The sequence below is a fragment of the Clavibacter rahimiani genome (genome assembly GCF_052654495.1).
Map to the genome: position 1 here is coordinate 1,451,467 of NZ_CP199790.1, position 23,376 is coordinate 1,474,842.

The window sequence follows — 23,376 nt, forward strand, 5'->3', positions numbered from 1 at the left end:
CGGGCCATGAGCGACGCCACCACGGGATCCGCTGCCGCCACCGCTGCCGCCGATGACGCCGCCTCCGCCACCACGCCGCTCGCCACCACGCCCCCCGACGTCGCGGCCGCGTCCGCGCGCGTCGACGAGCTGCGCGCCGAGATCGAGCGCCACCGCGACGAGTACTACGAGGGCAACGCGAGCACCGTCAGCGACGCCGAGTACGACGCGCTCGTGCACGAGCTCGAGGCGCTGGAGGAGGCGCATCCCGAGCTCCGCAGCCAGGACAGCCCCACCCAGCGGGTCGGCGGCCGGGCCGAGACCACGCTCTTCGCCCCCGTCACGCACGCCGAGCGGATGCTCAGCCTCGACAACGTCTTCAGCGAGGAGGAGCTCGCCGAGTGGGCGGCGAAGGTCGAGCGCGACGCCGGCAGCGGCCGGGTCCGCTACCTGAGCGAGCTCAAGATCGACGGGCTCGCCATCAACCTGCGCTACGAGCACGGCGTGCTCGTCACGGCGGCCACGCGCGGCGACGGCGTCGTCGGGGAGGACGTCACGCAGAACGTCCTCACCATGGGCACCGTCCCCGAGCGCCTGGCCGGCACCGGCCACCCGCCGCTCGTGGAGGTGCGCGGTGAGATCTTCTTCCCCGTCGCCGAGTTCGACGAGCTCAACGCCCGGCAGCTGGAGGTGGGCGAGCGCGTCTTCGCGAACCCCCGCAACGCGGCCGCCGGATCCCTTCGTCAGAAGGAGGAGGGGAAGACCGCGGCGCGCCTCGAGCTCATGCAGGCGCGCATCCGCCGCCTCCGCATGCTCGTGCACGGCATCGGCGCGTGGCCCGTGCGGGAGCTCGAGCGCGACGCGCACGTGTCCGCGCAGTCGGAGGTCTACGGGCTCCTCGCCGGCTGGGGCCTGCCCATCTCCACGCACTTCCGCGTCTTCGACGACGTCGCCGACGTCGTGGCCTTCGTGCGCCGCCACGGGGCGCACCGCGCCGAGGTCGAGCACCAGATCGACGGCATCGTCATCAAGGTCGACGACCTCGGGCTCCACGAGGAGCTCGGCGCCACCAGCCGCGCGCCGCGCTGGGCCACCGCGTACAAGTACCCGCCCGAGGAGGTCAACACGAAGCTCCTCGACATCGTCGTCAGCGTCGGCCGCACCGGCCGGGCCACGCCGTTCGCCGTCATGGAGAAGGTCGAGGTGGCCGGATCCGAGGTGCGCCAGGCCACGCTGCACAACCAGCAGGTCGTGAAGGCCAAGGGCGTGCTCATCGGCGACACCGTCGTCCTCCGCAAGGCCGGCGACGTCATCCCCGAGGTGCTCGGCCCGGTCGTCGAGCTCCGCGACGGCACCGAGCGCGAGTTCGTCATGCCGACGCTCTGCCCCGAGTGCTCCACGCCGCTCCGGCCCGCCAAGGAGGGCGACATCGACCTCCGCTGCCCCAACGCGCGCAGCTGCCCGGCGCAGGTGCGCGGGCGCGTCGAGCACGTCGCCTCCCGCGGCGCGCTCGACATCGAGGGCCTCGGCGAGGTCGCCGCGGCCGCCCTCACGCAGCCGCTCGAGCCGGAGGACCCGCCGCTGGAGACCGAGGCGGGCCTGTTCGAGCTGACCATGGCCGACCTCGTCCCCATCACGGTCGTCGTCCGCGACGCCGAGACCGGGATGCTCAAGGTGGACGAGAGGACGGGCGAGGCGAAGCGCGTCACCCCGTTCCGGCGTCGCCGACAGAAGCGCGACGGTGAGTTCGACCCGGCCGCCCCCTGGGGCGACCCCGACAGCGTGCCGTCGAAGTCGGCCGAGGTGCTCCTCGAGAACCTCGAGAAGGCGAAGACGCAGGACCTCTGGCGCATCCTCGTGGCGCTCAGCATCCGTCACGTCGGCCCGGTCGCCGCGCGCGCGCTGGCCGGCTGGTTCGGCTCGCTCGACGCGATCCGCGCCGCCAGCCGCGAGGAGCTCGCGGCCGTCGACGGCGTGGGCGGCATCATCGCCGACGCGCTGCTCGACTGGTTCGAGGTCGACTGGCACCGCGAGATCGTGGACCGCTGGGAGAGGGCCGGCGTCGTCACGGCCGTCCCCGGGCACCCGGGGCCTGGTGCCGCGGCGGCCGCGGGCGGCGTGCTCGCGGGCCTCACGGTCGTCGCCACCGGATCGCTCGAGGGGTACACCCGCGAGGGCGCGCTCGAGGCGATCATGGCGGCGGGCGGCAAGGCCGGATCCAGCGTCAGCAAGAAGACGCACTACGTCGCCGCCGGCCCGGGCGCGGGCTCGAAGCTCGGCAAGGCGGAGGCGCTCGGCGTCCGCATCATCGACGCGGCCGAGTTCCGCCTGCTCGTGGAGCAGGGGCCGGACGCCATCGCGCTGCCGGAGGCCGAGCCCGCGGGTCCCGCGGACACCGACGCCGACGCCGCCCCGGTCGAGCCGAAGCCGAAGCGCGCGCGGAAGCCGAAGGCTCCGGCGGACGCCGTCCCCGCGGAGGGCGCCGTCCTGGCGGCGGAGGCCGCCGCGGACGCAGCCCCGAACGGGGACCCCGACCCCGCCTGATCGGGCCTCCCGATGCGCTCCCCTCGCCGATAGCATGGGAGCGCATCGGCGCAGGGCCCGCCACCCTCCGGCGCCGGCCCGCCCGCGCCGGGTCACTGGGGGCTCTCCGATCGTGTCATCTCGCGTCCGCGCGGTGCTCATCGCCTCGGCCATCGCCTGCGGGCTGGTCGGGGCCGTCGTCGTGCCCGCGGCTCCGGCTGCGGCGGCTCCCGGCCCGACCGCGGTGCTCGCGGGTCCCGGCGCGGCCGACCCCGCGACGGGCGCGCACGTGCCGAGCCCGGCGCGCGTGGTGGCGCAGCTCCGGGACGCGCGCGTGTCCGACGCGGCGCTCCGCGGCACGTCGCCCGTCGCCCTCCTCGGCGCGCTCCCGGCGCTCGACGTGCCCGAGCTGCAGCGCCTCGCCCGGGCGATCCCCGGCACGGTGCGCGAGCTCATCCGCCGCCCGCCCGCGGTCTCCGGCGTCGTCGCCTGGTGGGCCGCCCTCGCGCCCGCCGAGCGCCGCGCCCTCGCCGAGGGGATGCCCGAGCTGGTCGGGAACCTCGAGGGCGTGCCGTTCGCCGAGCGCGACGCGGCGAACCGGCGCTACCTGGACCAGCGGGAGCGCGAGCTGCACGCGACGGCGGCGGCCACCCCGGGGCGCGGGGCGCAGCGCGCGCTCGGGCGGGACCTCCGTCTGCTCGCGCAGGTGCGGGAGGCGCTCGAGCCCCAGCCCGGCGGCCCCGCGCGCTCCCTCCTCGCGCTCGACGTGGTGTGGCCGGGCCGCGCCGGCGTCGTGATGGGCGACCTCGCGACCGCGTCCTACGTCGACATCGTCGTGCCCGGCATGTACTACTCGGTGTCCGACCGCCTGGTCGACTGGACCGACGTCGCCGCGCGCCTCCAGCAGCAGCAGGCGACGCTGCTCGGCAGCGGCGGCAGCAGCAGCGGCGCGGGCGCGGCGGGCGGCGCGGCCACCATCGCCTGGATCGGCTACCGCACGCCCGACCTCCTCGGCATCGGGACGCTCGACCTGGCCGAGGAGGGGGCGGCGTACCTGGAGGACGCGATCCAGGGGATCCAGGGGCTCCGCCGCGAGGACCCGCCGCACCTCAGCGTCATCGCGCACTCCTACGGCTCGACGGCGGCGCTGCTCGCGCTGTCGAGCGGGCGGGCGTCCGTGGACGCCCTGGCCGTCGTCGGCTCGCCGGGCGGCGGCGTGCGCACGGCGTCCCAGCTGGCGGTGCCCGCCGGCCGCGTGTTCGTCGGGCAGGCGCCGTGGGATCCGGTCGTGGGGTCGAGCTGGTTCGGCTCGGACCCCGGCAGCCCCCGCTTCGGCGCGGAGGGCTTCGACGTGGGCGGCACCCCCGGATCCGCGGGCGTCTCGGCCGACGGCGGCCTGGAGGGCGTCGTCGGGCACAACAGCTACTTCGACCGCGGCACGGAGTCGTTCCGGAACCTCGCGCTCATCGGCATCGGCCGGCAGGTGCTCGATGACCTGACGACGGCCGCGAGCGGGCGCTAGCACCCACGCGGCCCACGGCGCACGGCCCGCGGCCCACGGGCGGCGCGCGACGGGCAGCAGCAGCCCGCCCGCCGTCAGCGCCGGCTGCGCTCGGCGTACTCCAGGCGGACGTCGCCGCCGCTCGCGACGAGGTGGCCGTCCTCGACCTCGAGCGAGGAGACCCGCACGATGTCCCGGAGGTAGCGCGCCTCGAGCCCGCCGTCGCCGCAGGGGAGCGTGCCCGGGACCACGCCGGCGAGCATGCCGTCACCCGCGTCGCCGAGCGGGCCGCGGTAGTCGTTGCAGGGCCCGCGTCCGCTGATCGCGCCGCCGCCGACGCGCATCGTGACCAGCGCGTCGCCCACCCCGAGGTCCCCCGCGGCGTCGGACCCGGCGACGAGGTGCCAGTTGCCGCGCACGTCGCTGACGGGCGCGCAGCCGGCGAGGGGGAGGAGCACCAGCGCGGCGACGGCGGCGACCGGGAGGCCCAGGCGGCGACCGGATCGGCGTCGGGCGGGGATCCGGGCTGCGGTGGGCATGGGGGTCACGCTAATAGAATCTCCCGGTACCCCCGCACACAGTCCTTTGGAGACGCATGCCCGACACCCGGCCCGAGCCCGCCGACGCGACCAGCGGGGACGAGACCCCCCAGGCGCCGACCCCGATGGAGCAGATCAGCCGGGAGCAGGTGCAGCACCTCGCCGGCCTCGCGCGCATCCGCCTGAGCGACGAGGAGATCGACACCCTCACGGCCGAGCTCGGCCTCATCGTCGAGTCGGTCGCGAAGGTCACCGCGGTCGCGACGCCCGACGTCCCCGCCACGAGCCACCCGATCCCGCTGGTCAACGTCTACCGGCCCGATGTGCCCGGCGAGACCCTGACCACCGCGCAGGCCCTCGCCGGCGCGCCCGAGCACGACGGCAGCCGCTTCAGGGTGTCGGCGATCCTCGGCGAAGAGCAGTAGGAGCACCATGACCGACGACCTCACGCGCCTCAGCGCCTCCGCCCTCGCCGACCGCCTCGCATCCGGCGACGTGTCGAGCGTCGACGCCGTGCGCGCGCACCTCGATCGCATCGACCACGTCGACGGCGACGTCCACGCGTTCCTGCACGTCTCCGGGGAAGCCGCCCTCGGGCGCGCCGCCGAGATCGACGCGCAGCGCGCCGAGGGGGCCGCGCTCGGCCCGCTCGCCGGCGTCCCCATCGCCATCAAGGACGTGCTCTGCACGATCGACATGCCCTCCACCGCGGGCTCCCGCATGCTCGAGGGCTGGACCCCGCCCTACGACGCCACCGTCGTGCAGCGCCTCCGCGCCGCGGGCCTCGTGCCCCTCGGCAAGACCAACATGGACGAGTTCGCGATGGGCTCCTCCACCGAGCACTCCGCGTTCGGCGCCACGCACAACCCGTGGGACCTCGACCGCATCCCCGGCGGCTCGGGCGGCGGATCCGCGGCCGCGGTCGCCGCGTTCGAGGCGCCCGTCGCGCTCGGCTCCGACACCGGCGGATCCATCCGCCAGCCCGCGGCCGTCACCGGCTCGGTCGGCGTCAAGCCCACCTACGGCGGCGTCAGCCGCTACGGCGCCATCGCGCTCGCCTCCAGCCTCGACCAGGTCGGGCCCGTGTCCCGCACGGTGCTCGACTCCGCGCTCGTGCACGACGTCATCGGCGGCCACGACCCGCGCGACTCCACGTCGCTCACCGACGCCTGGCCCTCCTTCGCGGAGGCCGCGCGGGCCGGGCAGCGCGAGGGGGCCCTGAAGGGCGTCCGCGTCGGCGTGGTGAAGCAGCTCGACGGCGAGGGCTTCCAGGCCGGCGTCACGCAGCGCTTCCGCGAGGCGCTCGCGCTCCTCGAGCAGGCCGGCGCCGAGATCGTCGAGGTGTCCGCCCCGAACTTCGAGCACGCCATCGCCGCCTACTACCTGATCCTCCCGGCCGAGGCGTCGAGCAACCTCGCCAAGTTCGACTCGGTGCGCTTCGGCCTCCGGGTGAACCCGCCCGGCGGCGGCACCGTCGAGGACGTCATGGCCGCGACCCGCGAGGCCGGCTTCGGCCCCGAGGTCAAGCGCCGCATCATCCTCGGCACCTACGCCCTGAGCGCGGGCTACTACGACGCCTACTACGGCAGCGCGCAGAAGGTCCGCACGCTCATCCAGCGCGACTTCGACGCCGCGTTCCAGCAGGTCGACGTGCTCGTGACGCCCTCCGCGCCCACCACGGCGTTCAAGCTGGGCGAGAAGCTCGACGACCCGCTGGCGATGTACCTCAACGACCTCACGACGATCCCCGCGAACCTCGCGGGCGTCCCCGGCATCGGCCTCCCCATCGGGCTCGCGCCCGAGGACGGGCTGCCCGTCGGGATCCAGTTCATGGCGCCCGCCCGCGAGGACGCGCGCCTCTACACGGCCGGCGCCGCCCTCGAGCAGATCCTCGAGCGGCAGTGGGGCGGGCCCCTGCTCGCCCAGGCACCCGAGCTCGCGCGCGCCGCGCGCCGCACCACGGACGGAGACACGCACTGATGGCCAAGGCCGAGCTGATGGACTACGACGAGGCCATCGAGATGTTCGAGCCCGTGCTCGGGTTCGAGGTGCACGTGGAGCTGAACACGCGCACGAAGATGTTCTCCGACGCGCCGAACTTCTTCGGCGGCGAGCCCAACACGAACATCACGCCGGTGGACCTCGGGCTGCCGGGCTCCCTGCCCGTCGTGAACGAGCAGGCCGTGCGGTACTCGATCAGCCTGGGCCTCGCGCTCGGCTGCGAGATCGCGCCGAGCTCCCGCTTCGCCCGGAAGAACTACTTCTACCCGGACCTCGCGAAGAACTACCAGATCAGCCAGTTCGACGAGCCCATCGCGTTCCGCGGCTCGGTCGAGGTGGAGATGCCCGACGGCCGCATCGTCACGGTGCCGATCGAGCGCGCGCACATGGAGGAGGACGCCGGGAAGCTCACGCATGTGGGCGGCGCGACGGGCCGGATCCAGGGCGCCGACCACTCGCTGGTCGACTACAACCGCGCGGGCGTTCCGCTCGTCGAGATCGTCACGGACATCATCTACGGCGCCGAGGCGGAGGCGCCCGAGCTCGCGAAGGCGTACGTCTCGACCATCCGCGACATCGTCGTGGCGCTCGGCATCTCGGACGCGAAGATGGAGCGCGGCAACCTCCGCTGCGACGCGAACATCTCGCTGAGCCCGCGCGGATCCGGCAAGCTCGGCACCCGCACGGAGACGAAGAACGTCAACTCGCTCCGCTCCGTCGAGCGCGCCATCCGCTACGAGATCCAGCGCCAGGCGGCCATCCTCGCTTCCGGCGGCACGATCACGCAGGAGACGCGGCACTGGCACGAGGACACCGGCCGCACGTCCGCCGGGCGCCCGAAGAGCGACGCCGACGACTACCGCTACTTCCCGGAGCCCGACCTGCTGCCCGTGCAGCCGAGCGCGGAGCTGATCGAGGAGCTGCGGGCCGCGCTGCCCGAGGCGCCCGCGATCCGCCGCCGCCGGCTGAAGGCCGAGTGGGGCTTCACCGACCTCGAGTTCCAGGACGTCGTGAACTCCGGGCTCCTCACCGAGCTCGTCGGCACGGTCGAGGCGGGCGCCGCGCCGCAGGCCGCGCGCAAGTGGTGGACGGGTGAGATCGCCCGCATCGCCAACGCGCGCGGCGTGGACGCGGCGACGCTCATCACGCCGGAGCAGGTCGCCTCCGTCATCGAGCTGGTCGAGGCCGGCACGCTCACGAACCGCCTCGCGCGCGACGTGCTCGAGGGCGTCATCGACGGCGAGGGCACGGCCCAGGAGGTCGTGGACGCCCGCGGCCTCGCGGTCGTCTCCGACGACGGGCCGCTGATCGAGGCGATCGACGCCGCGCTCCAGGCGCAGCCCGACGTGCTCGCGAAGATCCGCGACGGCAAGGTGCAGGCCGCGGGCGCCGTCATCGGTGCCGTGATGAAGGCCATGCGCGGCCAGGCGGACGCGGCCCGCGTCCGCGAGCTCGTGCTGGAGCGCGCGCAGGCCTCGTGACCGCCACCCTCGTCGCCCGCGGCCTCGCCGGAGGCCACGGGCACCGCACGCTGTTCTCCGGGCTCGACCTCACGGTCGCGCCCGGGGACGTCGTCGGCCTCGTCGGCGCGAACGGCGCCGGCAAGAGCACGCTGCTGCGGCTCCTCGCCGGCGTCGACGCGCCGCAGGACGGACGCGTGCTGCTCTCGCCCGCCGACGCGTTCATCGGCTGGCTGCCGCAGGAGCACGAGCGGATCCCGGGGGAGACCGTCGCGGGCTACGTCGCCCGCCGCACGGGCTGCGCCGAGGCGTCCGCGGAGCTCGACCGCACGGCCGTCGCCCTCGGCGAGGGCCTGCCCGGCGCCGACGACGCGTACGGCACCGCCTTCGACCGCTGGATGGCGAGCGGCGCGGCCGACCTCGACGAGCGCCTGCCCGTCACGCTCGCGGAGCTGGGCCTCGACCTCGACCCGGAGCTGCCCACCGCCGGCCTCTCCGGCGGCCAGGCCGCCCGCGTCGCCCTCGCCGCGCTCCTCCTCAGCCGCTTCGACGTCGTGCTCCTCGACGAGCCCACCAACGACCTCGACCTCGACGGCCTCGCGCGCCTCGAGTCCTTCGTGCGCGGACTCCGCGGCGGCGTCGTGCTCGTCTCGCACGACCGCGAGTTCCTCGCGCGCTGCGTCACCACGGTCGTCGAGCTCGACCTCGCGCAGGACAGCGTCCGCGTGTACGAGGGCGGCTACGACGCGTTCCTCGAGGAGCGCCAGGTCGCCCGCCGCCACGCGCGGGAGGCGTACGAGCAGTTCGCGGACACCAAGGCCGACCTCGTCGCGCGCGCCCGCACGCAGCGCGAGTGGTCGTCGCAGGGCGTCCGGAACGCGATGCGCAAGGCGCCCGACAACGACAAGATCCGCCGCAAGGCCTCGGCCGAGTCGAGCGAGAAGCAGGGCCAGAAGGTCCGGCAGATGGAGAGCCGCATCGCCCGCCTCGAGGAGGTCGAGGAGCCGCGCAAGGAGTGGGAGCTGGCCTTCACGATCGGGCAGGCGCCGCGGTCCAGCGCCGTGGTCGCGACGCTCCGCCAGGCGACCGTGACCCGCGGCGCCTTCACGCTCGGACCCGTCTCGCTGCAGGTCGACGGCGGCGACCGGATCGGGATCACCGGCCCCAACGGCGCGGGCAAGTCCACGCTCCTCGGCCTGATCCTCGGCCGCATCGCCCCCGACGGCGGCGAGGCGTCGCCCGGGCGCAGCGTGCACGTCGGCGAGATCGACCAGGCGCGCGCGTCGCTGCGCAGCGATCTGCCGCTCGCCGAGTCGTTCGCCGCGCAGGTGCCGGACATGTCGCCCGCCGAGGTCCGCACGCTGCTCGCGAAGTTCGGCCTGCGCGCGGACCACGTGACGCGTCCCGTGGACGGGCTGTCCCCGGGCGAGCGCACGCGCGCGGGACTCGCGCTGCTGCAGGCGCGCGGCGTCAACCTGCTCGTGCTCGACGAGCCGACCAACCACCTCGACCTGCCCGCCATCGAGCAGCTCGAGCAGGCGCTCGACTCCTACGACGGCACGCTGCTGCTCGTCACGCACGACCGGCGGATGCTCGACGCCGTGCGCCTCGACCGGCACTGGCACGTCGACGCGGGTCGCGTCACCGAGTCCTGACCGGCCCGCCCGGCCGCGCCCCTACTGGTACGTGACGAGGTCGGGCACGGGCGACACGTCGCGCATCGTCTGCTCGGGCGTCAGCATGGGCGTGTCCTCGTCGATGAAGTTCTTCCAGCCCCACGCGAGGCCGGCCGGCGCGTCCGCGTGCAGCGCCCGCCACGTGGCCTGCTTGTCGGGCTGGCCGCCCTGCCCGTCGGCGTGCACGAGCATGGCGAGCTCGGGGTGGGCGGTGTCGAGCGCGGCGCGGTCCTGGATCATGCTCAGGCGGAACTGGTGCAGCACGAGCATCTTCTGCGGGAGACCGCGGTCGCGCACGAGCCCGGCGAGCCAGTCGGTGGTCGCGTCGACCTCGGCGGCGGACACGCTGCCGATCTGCTTCAGCGGCACCTGGTCCGGTCCGAGCCGCCACTCGGGGTCGAGGGCGAGGCCGACGCCCGGCTGTGCGAGCACGGACTCGTAGCGCTTCGCCTGCGTGAGGAAGTCGGTGCGTCCCGGCTGCAGGTCGATGACGACGTAGACGCCCGCGTCCCGCGCCGCGTCGATCCACGGCTGCAGGGTCTCCACGGGGATCTCGGAGGAGTAGTCGCCGTCGGGGCCCGCCGAGCCCGCGGCGACCGTCGCGATCAGCTCGAACATGGGGATCACCGGCTCGTCGGAGAAGGGCTGGTACGCGGCGGCCTGCGCCTTGGCGCGCGCCACGGCGTCCGCGGGGCCCTGCTCGCCGAGCACGCCGAGCGCGCCCGTGCCCGCGGCGCCGTAGAGCGCCACGTACCGCTTGCCGGGGAGGACGAGCTGGCCGCCGCCGGGCAGCTGGTCGCCGGTGGAGGCGGCGCGGATCCGGCCCTCGAGGGAGGCGTCGTCCGCGTAGGCGGCGCCGACGGCGATGGTGCGCGTGGCGCCCGCCTCGTGCAGCGCCGCGACCGCGTCGGCGGAGGCGCGGGGATCCGGGGCCGCGTCGGGCACGACCGTGACGCCGACGCCGGCCGCGCGCGCCGTGGCGACCGCGGCGAGGGACGACGGGGCGTCGGTCGCGAGGGCGTGGGTGCCCGCGAGGGCGTCCGCCGGCGCGGTGGGCGGGAGGGCGTCTCCGGCGGGCACCGACGGTGACGGCGCGGGGGAGGCGTCGGCCACGGGCACGGCGAGCCCGGCCACGCGCGTCACGGCCGCGGCGGGGTCGGCGCCCGCGGCGTCGGCGACGTCCGCGCCCGTCGCGCGGGCCACGTCGGCCGCGTGGTCGGCGCGCACGACCGTCGTCGTCTCGGGCAGGCCGGCGGTCGCGTCCTCCGCGAGGTCGCCGACGGCCAGCACGCCGGAGGACCCGAGGCGCTGGATCTCGGGCAGGGCGCCGGACCCGGCGACGATCAGCGGGGCGCCGAGCGCGACGGCCGCCTCCGCGCCGAGCTCCTGCGCGGCCGGATCGCCGGACGGAGCCAGCACCGCGACGGGGGCCGAACGGAACAGGCTGCCGCTCATCGCCACGGACGCGCCCGAGTCGTCGGCCTCGCCCACCACGGTGAGCGGGGCGTCGGGGGCGGCGGTCACGGGGCGCGTCACCTCGGGGGCGCGATCCTCCGCGGTGCAGGCGCCGAGGCCGACGACGAGGCCGGCGGCGGCGATCACGGAGAGGGAGGCGCGGAGGGACCGGGGGAGGCGGAGCGAGGACGGCACCCGACCACGGTACGGGACGCCCGGTCCACGCGTGCGGATCGCCCGCCCCGCGTGGACGGACTCCTCCGCCCGGCCGTCGGGCGTCCGCCGGGCACGGCGGCGCGGGCCGGGCGAGCCGGGCGGGCCGCCTGACGGCGGTCGCCCGGGCGTCGTCCACGCGCCTCCCACGCGCCTCCCTGCCGCGCCGGATAGCGTGACGCCTGGCTGATGCGCTCGGCGACCCCCGCCGATCCGGCCCCTCAGAGAGGCACCACCATGGGATTCCTGGACAGGCTCCTGGGCCGCGACGAGCAGCCCGCCGATCGACCCGGCCGTGCAGCCGGCGACGCCCCGCAGGAGCGCAGCGCGGACGAGGTCGCCGTCGAGCGCTACCGCTACCTCCTCCGCACGGCGCCGCCCGAGAAGATCGAGGAGGTGCACCTCGAGGCCTTCCAGAAGCTCACCCCCGACCAGCGCGAGATCCTCTTCCGCCAGCTGAGCGCGGACGCGGCCGACGGGGACGCCCCCGTCGACGACCGCCCCGAGTCGCTCGCGCGCTCGGCCACCCGGTCCGAGATGCGCGCGCCCGGCACGCTCGAGCGCACGCTCGGACCGCGCGGCGGCCTCGCGGGCGGCGGCGGGGCCGGCATGGGCATGGGCGGCATGATCGCCGGATCCATGCTCGGCACCATCGCGGGCGTCGTGGTCGGCTCGGCCATCGCGCAGGCGCTCATCCCCGACGCGGTCGGCCAGGACCAGGCGGGCGCGGACGGCGGCGACGCCGGGGCGGACGCGGGTGCCGAGGGCGGCGACGCGGGAGCGGGCGCGGGCTCGTCCGACGCCGGCGCAGGCGACGCGGGTGCCGGCGACTTCGGCAGCGGCGACCTCGGGGCCGGCGACTTCGGCGGCGGCGCGGACCTCGGCGGCGGCGACTTCGGCGGCGGCGACTTCTTCTAGCCCGGGAGCGGCCGCCGGGGATATCCTCGGCGGCCGGCCGTCACCCCGCCTCGACGATCCCCTCGCGCACCTTCCGGCGCAGCACCTTCCCGAGGAGCGACGTGGGCAGCTCGTCGAGCACCACGATCCGCCGCGGCACCTTGTAGCCCGCGAGCTCGCCGCGGAGCGTCGCGCGGGCGGCCTGCTCGTCGAGCGTCGCGCCCTCCTCCAGCACGACGGCCGCGACGACCTCCTCGTCGCCGCCCTCGCGGGGGATGCCGACGACGGCCGCGTCGCGCACCCCGTCCAGCTCGCGCACGGCCTCCTCCACCTCGGACGGCGAGACGTTGAAGCCGCCCGTGATGATGAGCTCCTTGATCCGGTCGGCGATGCGCACGAAGCCGTCCGCGTCGATCGTCACGACGTCGCCCGTGCGGAACCAGCCGCCCTCGAGGAGGACGGCGGCGGTCTCGTCGGGTCGGCCGTGGTAGCCGCGGAACACCTGGGGTCCGCGCACGAGCAGCTCGCCGGGCTCTCCCGCGGGGCGGTCGACGGACGGGTCCTCGGGATCCACGACGCGCACCTCGGTGTTGGGCAGCGGCAGGCCGACGGTCCCCGCGCGACGCGTGTCGCCGACGGGGTTGGCCATGAGCACGGGCGAGCACTCGGAGAGGCCGTAGCCCTCGACGAGCCAGCCGCCGGTCTGCTCCTCCCACGGCACCACGACCGACTCGGGCAGCGCCATCGCGCCCGAGATGGAGATCGAGATGCCCGCGAGCGAGACGCCCTCCGCCGCGGCGGCCTCGCGGAGCCGCGCGTAGATGGGCGGCACGGCGGGGAGGAACGTCGGCGGGTGGCGGCGGATCGCCTGCAGCACGAGGTCGGGCTCGAAGCGCGGGAAGAGCACGAGGCGCGACCCCATGCTCATCGCGAAGGTGATGCAGAGGGTCAGGCCGTACGCGTGGAACATCGGCAGCACCGCGTAGACGACGCTCGTGCCGCGGGGGACCGTGGGCACCCATGCCCGGGACTGCGCGGCGTTCGCGCTGAGGTTGAGGTGCGTGAGCTCGGCGCCCTTCGGCGTGCCGGTGGTGCCGCTCGTGTACTGGATCACCGCGAGGTCGGACGCCCGGGGCCGGGGGTGCTCGGTCGGCAGGGGCGCCGCGGCGGCGATCCGCTCCCACGTGGTGGTGCCGGTCACCTTCGCGGCGATGGCCGCGCGCGCCGCCCGCGCCTTCGGGATCGGCAGGCGGAGGAGCAGCCGGGTCCTCAGCGGCATGGCGCGTGTGACGTCGACCGATACGATGCGCTCGGGCCGCACGCCGTCCGGCAGGGCCTGGATGGTCGCGACCGACCTGTCCCACGCGATGACCGTGCGCGCGCCGTGGTCCTCGAACTGGTGCTGCAGCTCGCGCGGCGTGTACAGCGGGTTGTGCTCGACGACCACCGCGCCGAGGCGCAGCACCGCGTAGAAGGCGACGACGTGCTGCGGGCAGTTGGGCAGGACGATCGCGACGGGATCCCCCGCGCGGACGCCGGCGTCGTGCAGGCCCTGCGCGGCCCGGGCGATCAGCTCGCCGAGCTCGCGGTAGCTGGTCTCCTCGCCGAGGAAGTCGAGGGCCGTGCCGCCGGGGAAGCGGAGCACCGACTGGTCGACGATGTCGACGAGCGATCCCTGCGGCAGGTCGATCTCGTGCGGGACGTCGGGCGCGTAGCTGGCCAGCCAGGGCCGGTCGGTGGGGGTGCTCACCCCTCCCACCCTAGGGCGCGGGGGTCGCCCGGCCGGTGACGCGGAGGCGACGGCGCGGAGGCGACGGCGCGCTCCGGGTGCGTCCGCGGCGGCGGGGCGCCGCGGGGATCAGGCGCGGCCGGCGCGCCGACCCTCGGCGAGGAACGCGAGGCGGCGGAGCGTCTCGACGTTGCGGGCGTGCAGCATCAGGTCCATGAGCGGGCCGGGCACGAGGCGCCCGGGTCCGCGCACGGCCTCCTCGGTCATGCGCACCTCGCAGCCGTCGGGCAGGGTCCGCACCTCGATCGTGACGCGCGCCTCGCCGATGGGCCAGCCCTTCGGCTGCATCACCATGCGGCGCGGGGCGTCCCACTCGAGCACCGTGGTGGCGTCGTCGATGAGGACGGGCCAGGAGCCGAAGGAGTGGTGCAGCTTCGCGCCGACCGCGGGCCAGGCGTCGTCGACCGCGCGCATCCGGGACGCGCCGACGACCCACGCGGGGAACAGCCAGCCGTCCGAGATGACCTCGGCGACGTCGGAGGGGGAGCACTTCATGCGGCGGCGGGTGACGGACATGCCCCCAGTCTGCCGTCCGCGTCCAGGCTGCGGTAATCCGTCGGAGCTCGGCCGGCTCGACCGGCTCCGCCGACGCCGCTAGAGCGAGAGGTCGGGCCCGCGCTCGATCCCGAACTCGTGCCGCAGGGCGCTCCGGGCCGCCTGGTAGCCGGCCATGCCGTGCACGCCGGGCCCGGGGGTGGCCGAGCTCGACGCGAGGTAGACGCCCGCGGCGGGCGTCCGCCAGGGATCCGGCGAGAGCACCGGTCGCGCGAGCAGCTGCCACACGCTCGCGGCGCCGGACGCGATGTCGCCGCCGATGTAGTTGGGGTCGTGCTCCTCCATGCCCACGGCGTCGACGCTGTGGGACGCGAGGATCAGGTCGCGGAAGCCGGGGGCGAAGCGCTCGATCTGGCGGGTGATCGCCTCGGTCTGGTCGACCGTGGATCCCGCGGGCACGTGCGTGTAGGCCCACAGCACGTGCTGCCCCTCGGGTGCCCGGCCCGGGTCGTCGATGGACGGCTGCGCGACGAGCACGTACGGGTCGTCGCTGTGGCGGCCCGCGGCCACGTCGTGCTCGGCGCGCTGGATCTCGGCGCGCGTGCCGCCGACGTGCAGCGTGCCCGCGCGGCGGAGCTCGGGGTCCGTCCACGGCACGGGGCCGGACAGCGCGAAGTCGACCTTGGAGGCGGCGTTCCCGTAGCGGAAGCGGCGGATCGCGCGGAGGTAGCGCGCGGGGAGGCGGTCCTCGGCGATGCGCGCGAGGGCGCGGGCGCTCGTGTCGAGGAGGACGGCGCGGGCGGGCGGGAGCTCGCGGAGCGTGCGCACCTCGGACCCCGTGACGACCTCGCCGCCGTGGGACCGGAGGTCGTCGACCATCGCGTCGACGATGGCCTGGCTGCCGCCGATCGGCACGGGCCAGCCGCGCGCGTGGGCGTAGGCGCCGAGGGAGAGGGCGGCCGCGGCGGTCGAGACGCTCGGCATGGTCTGGATCGCGTGCGCCGCGACGCCCGTGAACATGGCGGGCGCGACGTCGCCGTGGAAGCGCGCGTTCCAGAGGGGCGACCCCTGCTCGAGCGCGCGGAGCCCCAGCCGGATGGCCGTCGGCGGGTGCCGCGGCACCTGCAGCAGCGGCCCGTTCGTGAACTGGGCCACGCGGTCGGCGGTCGCCGCCAGCGGTCCCATGAGGCTCCGCCACGCGGGGCCGTCGACGCCGAGCGCGTCGACGGTGCGCTCGATGTCGAGGTACGCGATGCCGGAGCGGCCGCCGTCGAGCGGATGCGCGTAGGAGATCTCGGGGACGACGAGATCGATCCGCCGGTCGAGCTGGAACGCCCGGAAGAACCCGGACGCGAGCGCCATCGGGTGCACCGCGGAGCAGACGTCGTGGTGGAAGCCGGGGAGCGTGAGCTCGGCCGTGCGGCTGCCGCCGCCGATCGTGTCCGCGCGCTCGTGCACCTCGACGCGGAGTCCGGCCCGCGCCATCGTCACGGCGGCGGCCAGCCCGTTCGGCCCCGAGCCGACCACGATCGCGTCGATGTCACCCATGCGTCGAGGCTAGCGGCGACGGAGCGCGGCGGCACCGGCGACGACGCCCGAGAGGAGCGCGCCCACGCCGATGGCGACGGTCTTCGCCCGGTTGCGGACGATCCAGATCTGCGGGCTCATCGTGCGGGCCTGGTCGCTGAAGATGCCGCGCGCGCCGTGGTCGCCCGGGGTCGGCGTGTAGAGGTTGGTGGGCAGCATGGGCTGCGTCTTGTCGGGCGCCTGCTGGCCCGAGTAGCCGACTTTCGCGAGGTAGCCGTCGAGCCAGTTCGCGACGAAGCGGTTGCCGAGGACGGTCTTCACCGTCGGCTCGCCCACCCAGTTGCGGCGCTTCGGCTTGTCGGCGACCGCGGCGATGGCCTGCGCGCCCACCTCGGGCTCGAAGATGGGCGGCACCGGCTGCGGGTGGTGCGGCAGCTGCGACTTGACCCAGTTGAACTGGATGGTGTTGAGAGCGGGCATGTCGACGGTGGAGATGACGACCGCGCTCCCGTTGTGGATCAGCTCGGTCGTCACCGACTCGGTGAAGCCCTGCACGGCGTGCTTGGCCGCGCAGTAGGCGGCCTGCAGCGGGATCCCGCGGTGGGCGAGCGCGGAGCCCACCTGGATCACGTGCCCGCGGTCGCGCGGCACCATGCGGGAGAGCGCGGCGCGCGTGCCGTTGACGAAGCCGAAGTAGTTGACGGCCGTGGCGCGCTCGAAGTCGGCCGGGTCGGTCGTGAGGAACTCGCCGAAGACGCCGACCATGGCGTCGTTGACCCAGAGGTCGATGGGGCCGAGCTCGTCCTCGACGCGGTCCGCCGCGGCCTCGACGGCGAGGCGGTCGGCGACGTCGGTGGGGATCCCGAGCCCGCGGCGTCCGCGGGCTTCGATGTCCGCGACGGCACCGGCGAGCCCGTCCTCGCCCCGGGCGAGCACGGCCACGTCCCAGCCCCGGTCCGCGAGCTCCCGGACGGTGGCCCGTCCCAGGCCTGCGGTTCCTCCGGTGACGACGGCGATGCCTCGGGTCATGGCGCTCCTCAGTTCGTTGGTGCACGAAACGTGCTCCTCCACCGTAGGGCGGCCGCGTCTCCGAGGCCGCCCGACGGCACGACCTGCCAGGCGGCGGTCAGCCTTCGCGCTGGAGGTCCTCGCGCACCTGGCGGCGGAGCACCTTGCCGATGAGCGAGGTGGGCAGCGCGTCCACCTGCACGACGCGGCGCGGCACCTTGTAGGCGGCGAGATGGGTGCGGCAGTACTCGCGGATGGCGGCCTCGTCGAGGGTCGCGCCGGGCTCCAGCACGACCGCGGCGGTCACGTCCTCCCCGCCGTTCGCGGACGGCAGGCCGACGACCGCGACGGACTGGACGCCGGGGGCCTCGCGGACCGCGTCCTCGACCTCGCTGGGGGAGACGTTGAAGCCGCCCGTGATGATGAGCTCCTTCATCCGGTCGACGATGGTCGTGAACCCGTCGGCGTCGACGCGCACGATGTCGCCCGTCCGGAACCAGCCGCCGTCGAGGAGCGCCGCGCGCGTCTCGTCGGGCCGGCGCCAGTAGCCCTGGAAGACCTGCGGCCCGCGGATGAGCAGCTCGCCCTCCTCGCCGGCGGCCCGGTCGACCGTCGGGTCCTCGGGGTCCACCACGCGCACCTCGGTGCTCGGGAACGGGACGCCGACCGTGCCGGGCCGGCGGGACGGGCCGATGGGGTTGCCGAGCGCGACGGGCGAGGTCTCGGTGAGGCCGTAGCCCTCCACGAGGTAGCCGCCCGTGAGGTCCTCCCACAGCTGGACGGTCGAGACGGGCAGGTTCATGGCCCCGGAGATGGAGAACCGGACGCCCGTGAGGTCGACCCCCTTCTCCTTCGCGCCGCGCGCGAGCCGCTCGTAGATGGGCGGGACGGCGGGGAGGAACGTCGGCGGGTGCTTCCGGGCGGCGGCGAGGACGAGGTCCACGTCGAACTTGGGGAAGAGCACGAGGCGCGCGCCGATGGCCATGGCGAAGGTGAGGCAGAGCGTGAGGCCGTAGGCGTGGAACATGGGCAGGACGCCGTAGACCGTCTCGCCGCCGTCCGCGAGGCCCGGCACCCAGGCGCGGCCCTGCATGGCGTTGGCGTGCAGGTTGCGGTGGGTGAGGATCGCGCCCTTGGGCGTCGCGGTGGTGCCGCTCGTGTACTGGAGGATCGCCGTGTCGTCGAGCTCGGGACGCGGGCGCGAGGCGGCGATGCGGCGGTGGGAGACGAGCTCCTCCCAGGTGACCGTGCCGGTGACGGGCGCGGTGATGGCGGCGCGGGCCCGGCGCGCGGCGGGGATCGGCAGGCGCAGCTTCAGGCGCGTCGCGAGCGGCATCGCACGGGTCAGGTCGACGGAGACGATGGTGTCGACGGGCACGTCGCGCGGCATGTCCTGGATGGTGCCGACGACCGTGTTCCACGCGATCACGACGCGCGCGCCGTGGTCCTCGAACTGGTGGCGGAGCTCGCGCGGCGTGTAGAGCGGGTTGTGCTCCACGACGATCGCGCCGAGGCGGAGCACCGCGTAGAACGCGACGATGTGCTGCGGGCAGTTCGGCAGGACGAGCGCGACGCGGTCGCCCTTCCGCACGCCGAGTCGGCGGAGTCCCTCGGCGGCGCGGGCGATCTGGTCGCCCATCTCGCGGTAGGTCGTCTCGCGGCCGAAGAACTCGAGGGCGACGGCCCGGGAGTGCCGCTGGATGGAGCGCTCGACCATGTCGACGAGGGATCCGATGACGGGAGGGATGTCCGCCGACACCCCGTCCGCGTAGCTGCGTACCCAGGGCCGGTCGGCGTCGATGCTCATGTCCCCACCATAGGGAATGCGCCCGGGGGTGACCCGGGCGCATCGGACCTGCGTCGGTCGCGGGCTAGGCGGGGAAGACGACCCCGGTCAGCTGCTCGGACGCGTCCCACAGGCGGCGGGCGAGCTCCGGGTCCTTCGACCACGGGCTCGACGCGGCGAGGTGCGGCATGCCGCTCATCCCGCCGGGGCCCGCCGGGCCGTAGTAGTCGCCGGGGTGCACGCCGAGGCCGGTCGCGGCCTGGATCTGCGGGAGGGCTCCCACGCGCACGTCCTGGCCCATGGCCGCCGGCCCGAACTTCGCCGCCAGGTCGCTGGCGACGCCCCGCGGGCCGGATCCGGGTCCGTTCTTCGCGAGGTTCGTGGAGGTGATGCCGGGGTGCGCCGCGGCCGCCGTGAGGCCCCAGTCCCGCTCGTCGGAGAGGGCCTGCAGGCGGCGCATGAAGAGGAGGTTCGCGAGCTTCGCCTGGCCGTAGGCCGCCCAGGGGCTGTACCGCTGCTCGGACTGCAGGTCGCCGAACGCGATGCGGCCCATCCAGTGCGCGAGGCTCGAGACGACGACGACGCGGGGCGCCTCGGCCGCCCGCAGCGCCGGGAGGAGCAGGCCGGTCAGCGCGAAGTGGCCGAGGTGGTTCGTGCCGAGCTGGATCTCGAAGCCGTCGCGCGTCTCGCGTCGGTCCGGCGGGGCCATGACGCCGGCGTTGTTGACCAGGATGTCGATCGGCCCGCGCGCGACCTCCCGGTCGGCGAAGGCGCGCACGGAGGCGAGGTCGGCGAGGTCGAGGGATCCGACCTCCACGTGCACCCCGGGGTGGCGGTCGCGGATGGCGCCGGCCGCGTCCTCGCCGCGCTCCGGGTCGCGCGACGTGAGGACCACGGACGCGCCGGCCGCCGCCAGGCGCCGGGCGGTCTCGAGGCCGAGGCCGCTGTTGCCGCCGGTGACGACGGCGCGCTTCCCGTCGAGCGGGCTGATGATGATGTCGGTGGGACGGGGCACGCGGACTCCTTGTCGGGTGGGATCCCCACGGTACCGACGTCGGCCGGGCGTCGGCCGTGCGGCGGCGGCACCGGCCTGCAGGGTCGTCGCGGGCCGCGCGCCGGAGCCGCCGCAGGGGCGCCCGATGGGACGATGGGGGCATGTGGATGAGACGCGGCCGGGACGGATCCGAGGACGAGCGGGGCGGCGCGGAGTCGCACGCGATCGGGGTCGGGGCCGTGGTCGTGATCCTCGACGGCGCCGCCGCGACGGGCGACCCCGCGCTCGACGGCGAGCCCGTGGGCCTCGTGGTCGCCTCCGCCTCCGACGGCCTGCGCAGCGTCAGCCCGGTGCCGACCGCGCGCGGCCGCGCCTGGGTCGTCGAGCTCGGGTCGGACGACGACGACGACGACGGCACGGCCAGCCGCCGGGTCGTGGTGCCGCAGAGCGCGCTCCGCCTCCTCGATGACGGCGACGGGGCCGTCCCCGCGCTGCCCGCCGACGACCTCCCGCCGCGCGCGTGAGCGGCCCGGACCTCGGCCCCGCCGCGGACGCCGCCGCCGGGCCCGCGGACCCCGTCGACCTCGCCGCGGAGCTCATCCGCATCGACTCGACCAACCCGGACCTCGTGCCGGGCGCCGCGGGGGAGGCGGCCGTCGCCGCGCACGCCGCCGCGTGGCTCCGCGCCCGCGGCTTCGAGGTCCGCGTGCTGGAGGAGTCCCCGGGCCGCCCGACCGTGCTCGCGACCGCGCGCGGCACGGGCGGCGGCCGCACGATCCTCCTCGACGGCCACCTCGACACCGTCCCGCCCGGCGACCCGGAGCGCGGCGGCCTCCTGCCGCGCATCGAGGACGGCCGGCTCCTCGGCCGCGGCGCGTTCGACATGAAGGCGGGCCTCGCCGCGATGATGGTCGCGGCCGACCGGGCCCGGCGCACGGGGACGCGCGGCGACGTCGTGCTCGCCCTCGTCGCCGACGAGGAGTTCGGGAGCATCGGCAGCGAGGAGGCGCTCCGCGCCCTGGCCGCCGACGGCACGCGCGTCGACGGCGCCGTGATCTCCGAGCCCAGCCAGTCGGAGGCGATCGTCGCCCACCGCGGGTTCGGCTGGTACGAGATCCGGCTGCGCGGGCGGGCGGCGCACGGATCCATGCCGGAGCAGGGCGTGGACGCCGTCGCGCACGCGGGCCTCGTGCTCCGCGAGCTGGACGCCCTCGCCGCGCGCCTCGCCGCCGGGCCCCGGCACCCGCTCCTCGGGTCGGGCGCGGTGCGCGTGTCGCGGATCCACGGCGGGTCGGACGCGGCGACGGTCGCGGACTCCTGCGTGCTCACGGTCGAGCGGCGCTTCCTCCCGGGCGAGTCGCCCGCCGACGTGGAGGCGGGCCTCCGCGCCGCCGTCGACGCCGTCGCGGCCCGCACCCCGGACATGGACGCCGAGCTCGAGGTGCTCGTGGCCCGCGCAGCCTTCGAGGCCGACGTCGAGGGTCCGCTCGCGCGCGCCGTCCTCGACAGCGGCGAGCGGATCACGGGCGCAGCCGTCCCGCACCGCGGCGAGCCCTTCTGGACCGACGCCGGCCTCGTGCAGGAGGCCGGGATCCCGTGCATCCTCCTCGGCGTCACGGGCGGCGGGGCGCACGCGGCCGAGGAGTGGGCCGAGGTCGACTCGATCCGGCGGCTGGCGGACGTGCTCGAGGGCGCGATCCTCGACTTCTGCGGCCGTGCCGACGGCCCGGTGCCGGGAGCGCCCGCCGCGTAGGCCCTAGTCGCGCGTGGCCGACCGGTGCAGCTCGACGTCGAGCCGCCCCGCGTCGGCCGTCGCGGTCATCCAGGTGAAGTCGGGCTGGCGGCGCCGGTCGGTGGGGGAGCCGGGGTTGAGGAGCCGCAGGCCCGCGGGAGTGACGGTGTCCCAGGGGATGTGGCTGTGGCCGAACACCAGCACGTCGGTCGCGGGGAACGCGGCGTCCATCCGCCGCTCGCGGCCCGTCGACGCGCCCGTCTCGTGCGTGACGGCGAACCGGATCCCCTCGATGGTCGCGCGCGCCGTCTCCGGCAGCCGCGCCCGCAGCCCCGCGGGGTCGTTGTTGCCCCAGCACGCGAGGAGCCGGGCGGAGCGGGCCTCGAGCGCGTCGAGGGCGGGCTCGTCGACCCAGTCGCCCGCGTGCACCACGACGTCGGCCGCGTCGATCGCGCGCCAGAGCGCCCGCGGCAGGTCCCGGGCCCGCTTCGGGAGGTGGGTGTCGCTGAGGAGGACGAGCGATGCGGTCACGGATCCCACGGTACGCGGCTCCCGTACCCTCGATCCGTGACCCCCGCCACCCGCGACCTCGTGCCCGCCGAACTCGACTGGATGGTGCCGCTCAACAACGCCGCCGTGCCCGCGGTCCCGCCCATGGACGCCGCGTCGCTCGGCGCGGTGCTCGCGCACGCCGACCTCGCGATCGCCGTGGTCGACGCCGACGCGCCGGACGCCCCGCCCCTCGGCATGCTGCTCGCGATGCAGCCGGGCGGCGCCTACGACAGCGCCAACTACCGCTGGTTCGAGGAGCGCGGCGCCGACGGCCTGTACGTCGACCGCATCGTCGTCGCCGACGGGCACCGCGGGCTCCGGCTCGGCCAGGTGCTTTACGCCCGCGTGTTCGCGGAGGCCCGCCGCACCGGCCGCGCCGCCGTCACGTGCGAGGTCAACACGCTCCCGCCCAACCCGGGGTCGCTCGCCTTCCACGGGCGGCTCGGCTTCGCCCGGGTCGGGGAGCTGGTCGACGACGACGGCCTGCACGCGGTCGCGATGATGTCCGCCCCCGCGGATGCGTCCGCGTCCGACGCGGACGCGTCCGTGTCCGACCCGGCCGTCGGCTGACCCGCGCGGCATGATGGATGCGACCCCCGTCCCGATCCGCCCCAGCAGGAGGCGCCCATGACCGGCATCACCCGCGGCTTCGTCGGCCGCCCCCGGAAGGGCGCGGCCGACCGGCTGCCGCCCGGCCAGTACGACACGCAGGGCGGCTGGCCCGTCCTCACGGCTGAGGCCGTGCCGAACCTCCCCGAGTCGCGCTGGTCGATCGCGGTCGACGGCCTCGTGGAGCGCCAGACCTCGTGGGACTGGGACCAGGCGCACGCGCTGCCCCGCTCCGAGTACGCGGGCGACATCCACTGCGTCACCACCTGGACCCGGCTCGACACGCGCTTCGCCGGGGTCAGCGTCGACACCCTCCTCGACGCGGCCGGCCCGCTGCCCGAGGCCCGCTTCGTCCTCGCGACCTCGCACTCGGGCTACACGACGAACCTCCCGCTCGACGACGTCCGCGGCGGCCGCGCCTGGATCGCGTTCGAGGCCGACGGACGCCCGCTCGCCGCGGACCACGGCGGACCCGCGCGCCTCCTCGTGCCGCACCTCTACTTCTGGAAGAGCGCGAAGTGGATCGCCCGCCTCACGCTCCTCGACCACGACCAGCAGGGCTTCTGGGAGCGCAACGGCTACCACGACCGCGGCGACCCGTGGCGCGAGCAGCGCTACCAGGGCGACCGCTGAGCGTGCC

General features: G+C 75.6%; 20 protein-coding genes. 11 read left to right on the top strand and 9 right to left on the bottom strand.

The window, feature by feature from the left end:
* Positions 1-6: 6 nt before the first annotated feature.
* Both ligA and ACT7CP_RS06940 read left to right on the top strand, forming a co-directional pair.
* Complete coding sequence (ligA, locus tag ACT7CP_RS06935; RefSeq protein WP_445443867.1) at positions 7-2,523, top strand: NAD-dependent DNA ligase LigA; 2,517 nt, start codon at positions 7-9, stop codon at positions 2,521-2,523.
* Positions 2,524-2,635: 112 nt separating this feature from the next.
* A complete protein-coding gene (locus tag ACT7CP_RS06940) occupies positions 2,636-4,024 on the top strand; it encodes an alpha/beta hydrolase (RefSeq protein WP_445443868.1) in 1,389 nt (462 codons plus the stop codon).
* Between the two features lie 74 nt (positions 4,025-4,098).
* Here the strand turns inward: ACT7CP_RS06940 and ACT7CP_RS06945 are convergent, their stop codons facing one another.
* Positions 4,099-4,542: an META domain-containing protein gene (locus ACT7CP_RS06945; RefSeq protein WP_445443869.1), complete on the bottom strand. Its 444-nt coding sequence runs from the start codon at positions 4,540-4,542 to the stop codon at positions 4,099-4,101.
* Positions 4,543-4,598: 56 nt separating this feature from the next.
* Between ACT7CP_RS06945 and gatC the strand changes: the two genes are divergently transcribed.
* Genes gatC through ACT7CP_RS06965 form a run of 4 tightly spaced genes read left to right on the top strand, consistent with a single transcriptional unit; the run spans position 4,599 to position 9,658 of the window.
* The gene (gatC, locus tag ACT7CP_RS06950; RefSeq protein ID WP_445443870.1) at positions 4,599-4,967 is read left to right on the top strand and encodes an Asp-tRNA(Asn)/Glu-tRNA(Gln) amidotransferase subunit GatC; all 369 of its coding nucleotides are present in this window, start codon (positions 4,599-4,601) and stop codon (positions 4,965-4,967) included.
* A gap of 7 nt (positions 4,968-4,974) precedes the next feature.
* The gene (gatA, locus tag ACT7CP_RS06955; RefSeq protein WP_445443871.1) at positions 4,975-6,522 is read left to right on the top strand and encodes an Asp-tRNA(Asn)/Glu-tRNA(Gln) amidotransferase subunit GatA; all 1,548 of its coding nucleotides are present in this window, start codon (positions 4,975-4,977) and stop codon (positions 6,520-6,522) included.
* Complete coding sequence (gene gatB / locus ACT7CP_RS06960; protein WP_445443872.1) at positions 6,522-8,024, top strand: Asp-tRNA(Asn)/Glu-tRNA(Gln) amidotransferase subunit GatB; 1,503 nt, start codon at positions 6,522-6,524, stop codon at positions 8,022-8,024. Before gatA ends, gatB begins: the two co-directional genes overlap by 1 nt.
* Positions 8,021-9,658 carry an ABC-F family ATP-binding cassette domain-containing protein gene (locus ACT7CP_RS06965; RefSeq protein WP_445443873.1) on the top strand — a complete coding sequence of 546 codons (1,638 nt, stop codon included), beginning with the start codon at positions 8,021-8,023 and terminating at the stop codon, positions 9,656-9,658. The genes gatB and ACT7CP_RS06965 overlap by 4 nt, the downstream gene beginning before the upstream one ends.
* A 21-nt stretch (positions 9,659-9,679) precedes the next feature.
* Here the strand turns inward: ACT7CP_RS06965 and ACT7CP_RS06970 are convergent, their stop codons facing one another.
* Positions 9,680-11,329, bottom strand: coding sequence for a hypothetical protein (locus ACT7CP_RS06970; protein ID WP_445443874.1), 1,650 nt, complete (start codon positions 11,327-11,329; stop codon positions 9,680-9,682).
* Positions 11,330-11,584: 255 nt separating this feature from the next.
* On the opposite strand from ACT7CP_RS06970, the gene ACT7CP_RS06975 reads away from it, so the two are divergent.
* Positions 11,585-12,265: a hypothetical protein gene (locus tag ACT7CP_RS06975; RefSeq protein WP_445443875.1), complete on the top strand. Its 681-nt coding sequence runs from the start codon at positions 11,585-11,587 to the stop codon at positions 12,263-12,265.
* A gap of 40 nt (positions 12,266-12,305) precedes the next feature.
* Here ACT7CP_RS06975 and ACT7CP_RS06980 read toward each other — a convergent pair whose 3' ends face one another.
* The 6 genes from ACT7CP_RS06980 to ACT7CP_RS07005 form a co-directional block, all read right to left on the bottom strand.
* Positions 12,306-13,994: a long-chain-fatty-acid--CoA ligase gene (locus tag ACT7CP_RS06980; protein ID WP_445443876.1), complete on the bottom strand. Its 1,689-nt coding sequence runs from the start codon at positions 13,992-13,994 to the stop codon at positions 12,306-12,308.
* Positions 13,995-14,102: 108 nt separating this feature from the next.
* Positions 14,103-14,549, bottom strand: coding sequence for an SRPBCC family protein (locus ACT7CP_RS06985; RefSeq protein ID WP_413963217.1), 447 nt, complete (start codon positions 14,547-14,549; stop codon positions 14,103-14,105).
* A 78-nt stretch (positions 14,550-14,627) separates the two neighbouring features.
* On the bottom strand, positions 14,628-16,076 hold the full coding sequence (locus ACT7CP_RS06990) for a phytoene desaturase family protein (RefSeq protein WP_445443877.1): 1,449 nt from the start codon (positions 16,074-16,076) through the stop codon (positions 14,628-14,630).
* 9 nt (positions 16,077-16,085) lie between these two features.
* The gene (locus tag ACT7CP_RS06995) at positions 16,086-17,084 is read right to left on the bottom strand and encodes an SDR family oxidoreductase (protein ID WP_445443878.1); all 999 of its coding nucleotides are present in this window, start codon (positions 17,082-17,084) and stop codon (positions 16,086-16,088) included.
* A gap of 97 nt (positions 17,085-17,181) precedes the next feature.
* Positions 17,182-18,870 (bottom strand): long-chain-fatty-acid--CoA ligase, encoded by a 1,689-nt coding sequence (locus ACT7CP_RS07000; RefSeq protein ID WP_445443879.1) that lies wholly within the window; start codon positions 18,868-18,870, stop codon positions 17,182-17,184.
* Between the two features lie 64 nt (positions 18,871-18,934).
* On the bottom strand, positions 18,935-19,864 hold the full coding sequence (locus ACT7CP_RS07005) for an oxidoreductase (RefSeq protein WP_445443880.1): 930 nt from the start codon (positions 19,862-19,864) through the stop codon (positions 18,935-18,937).
* A 140-nt stretch (positions 19,865-20,004) separates the two neighbouring features.
* Here ACT7CP_RS07005 and ACT7CP_RS07010 point away from each other — a divergent pair, with 140 nt between their 5' ends.
* Positions 20,005-20,367 carry a hypothetical protein gene (locus ACT7CP_RS07010; RefSeq protein ID WP_445443881.1) on the top strand — a complete coding sequence of 121 codons (363 nt, stop codon included), beginning with the start codon at positions 20,005-20,007 and terminating at the stop codon, positions 20,365-20,367.
* Positions 20,364-21,596: a M20/M25/M40 family metallo-hydrolase gene (locus tag ACT7CP_RS07015; protein WP_445443882.1), complete on the top strand. Its 1,233-nt coding sequence runs from the start codon at positions 20,364-20,366 to the stop codon at positions 21,594-21,596. The genes ACT7CP_RS07010 and ACT7CP_RS07015 overlap by 4 nt, the downstream gene beginning before the upstream one ends.
* A 3-nt stretch (positions 21,597-21,599) precedes the next feature.
* Here ACT7CP_RS07015 and ACT7CP_RS07020 read toward each other — a convergent pair whose 3' ends face one another.
* Positions 21,600-22,106: a metallophosphoesterase family protein gene (locus ACT7CP_RS07020; protein WP_445443883.1), complete on the bottom strand. Its 507-nt coding sequence runs from the start codon at positions 22,104-22,106 to the stop codon at positions 21,600-21,602.
* Between the two features lie 36 nt (positions 22,107-22,142).
* Between ACT7CP_RS07020 and ACT7CP_RS07025 the strand changes: the two genes are divergently transcribed.
* Together ACT7CP_RS07025 and ACT7CP_RS07030 are read left to right on the top strand one after the other, a co-directional pair.
* Positions 22,143-22,697, top strand: coding sequence for a GNAT family N-acetyltransferase (locus ACT7CP_RS07025; protein ID WP_445443884.1), 555 nt, complete (start codon positions 22,143-22,145; stop codon positions 22,695-22,697).
* Positions 22,698-22,754: 57 nt separating this feature from the next.
* Positions 22,755-23,369, top strand: coding sequence for a sulfite oxidase-like oxidoreductase (locus ACT7CP_RS07030; protein WP_445443885.1), 615 nt, complete (start codon positions 22,755-22,757; stop codon positions 23,367-23,369).
* Positions 23,370-23,376: the final 7 nt, after the last annotated feature.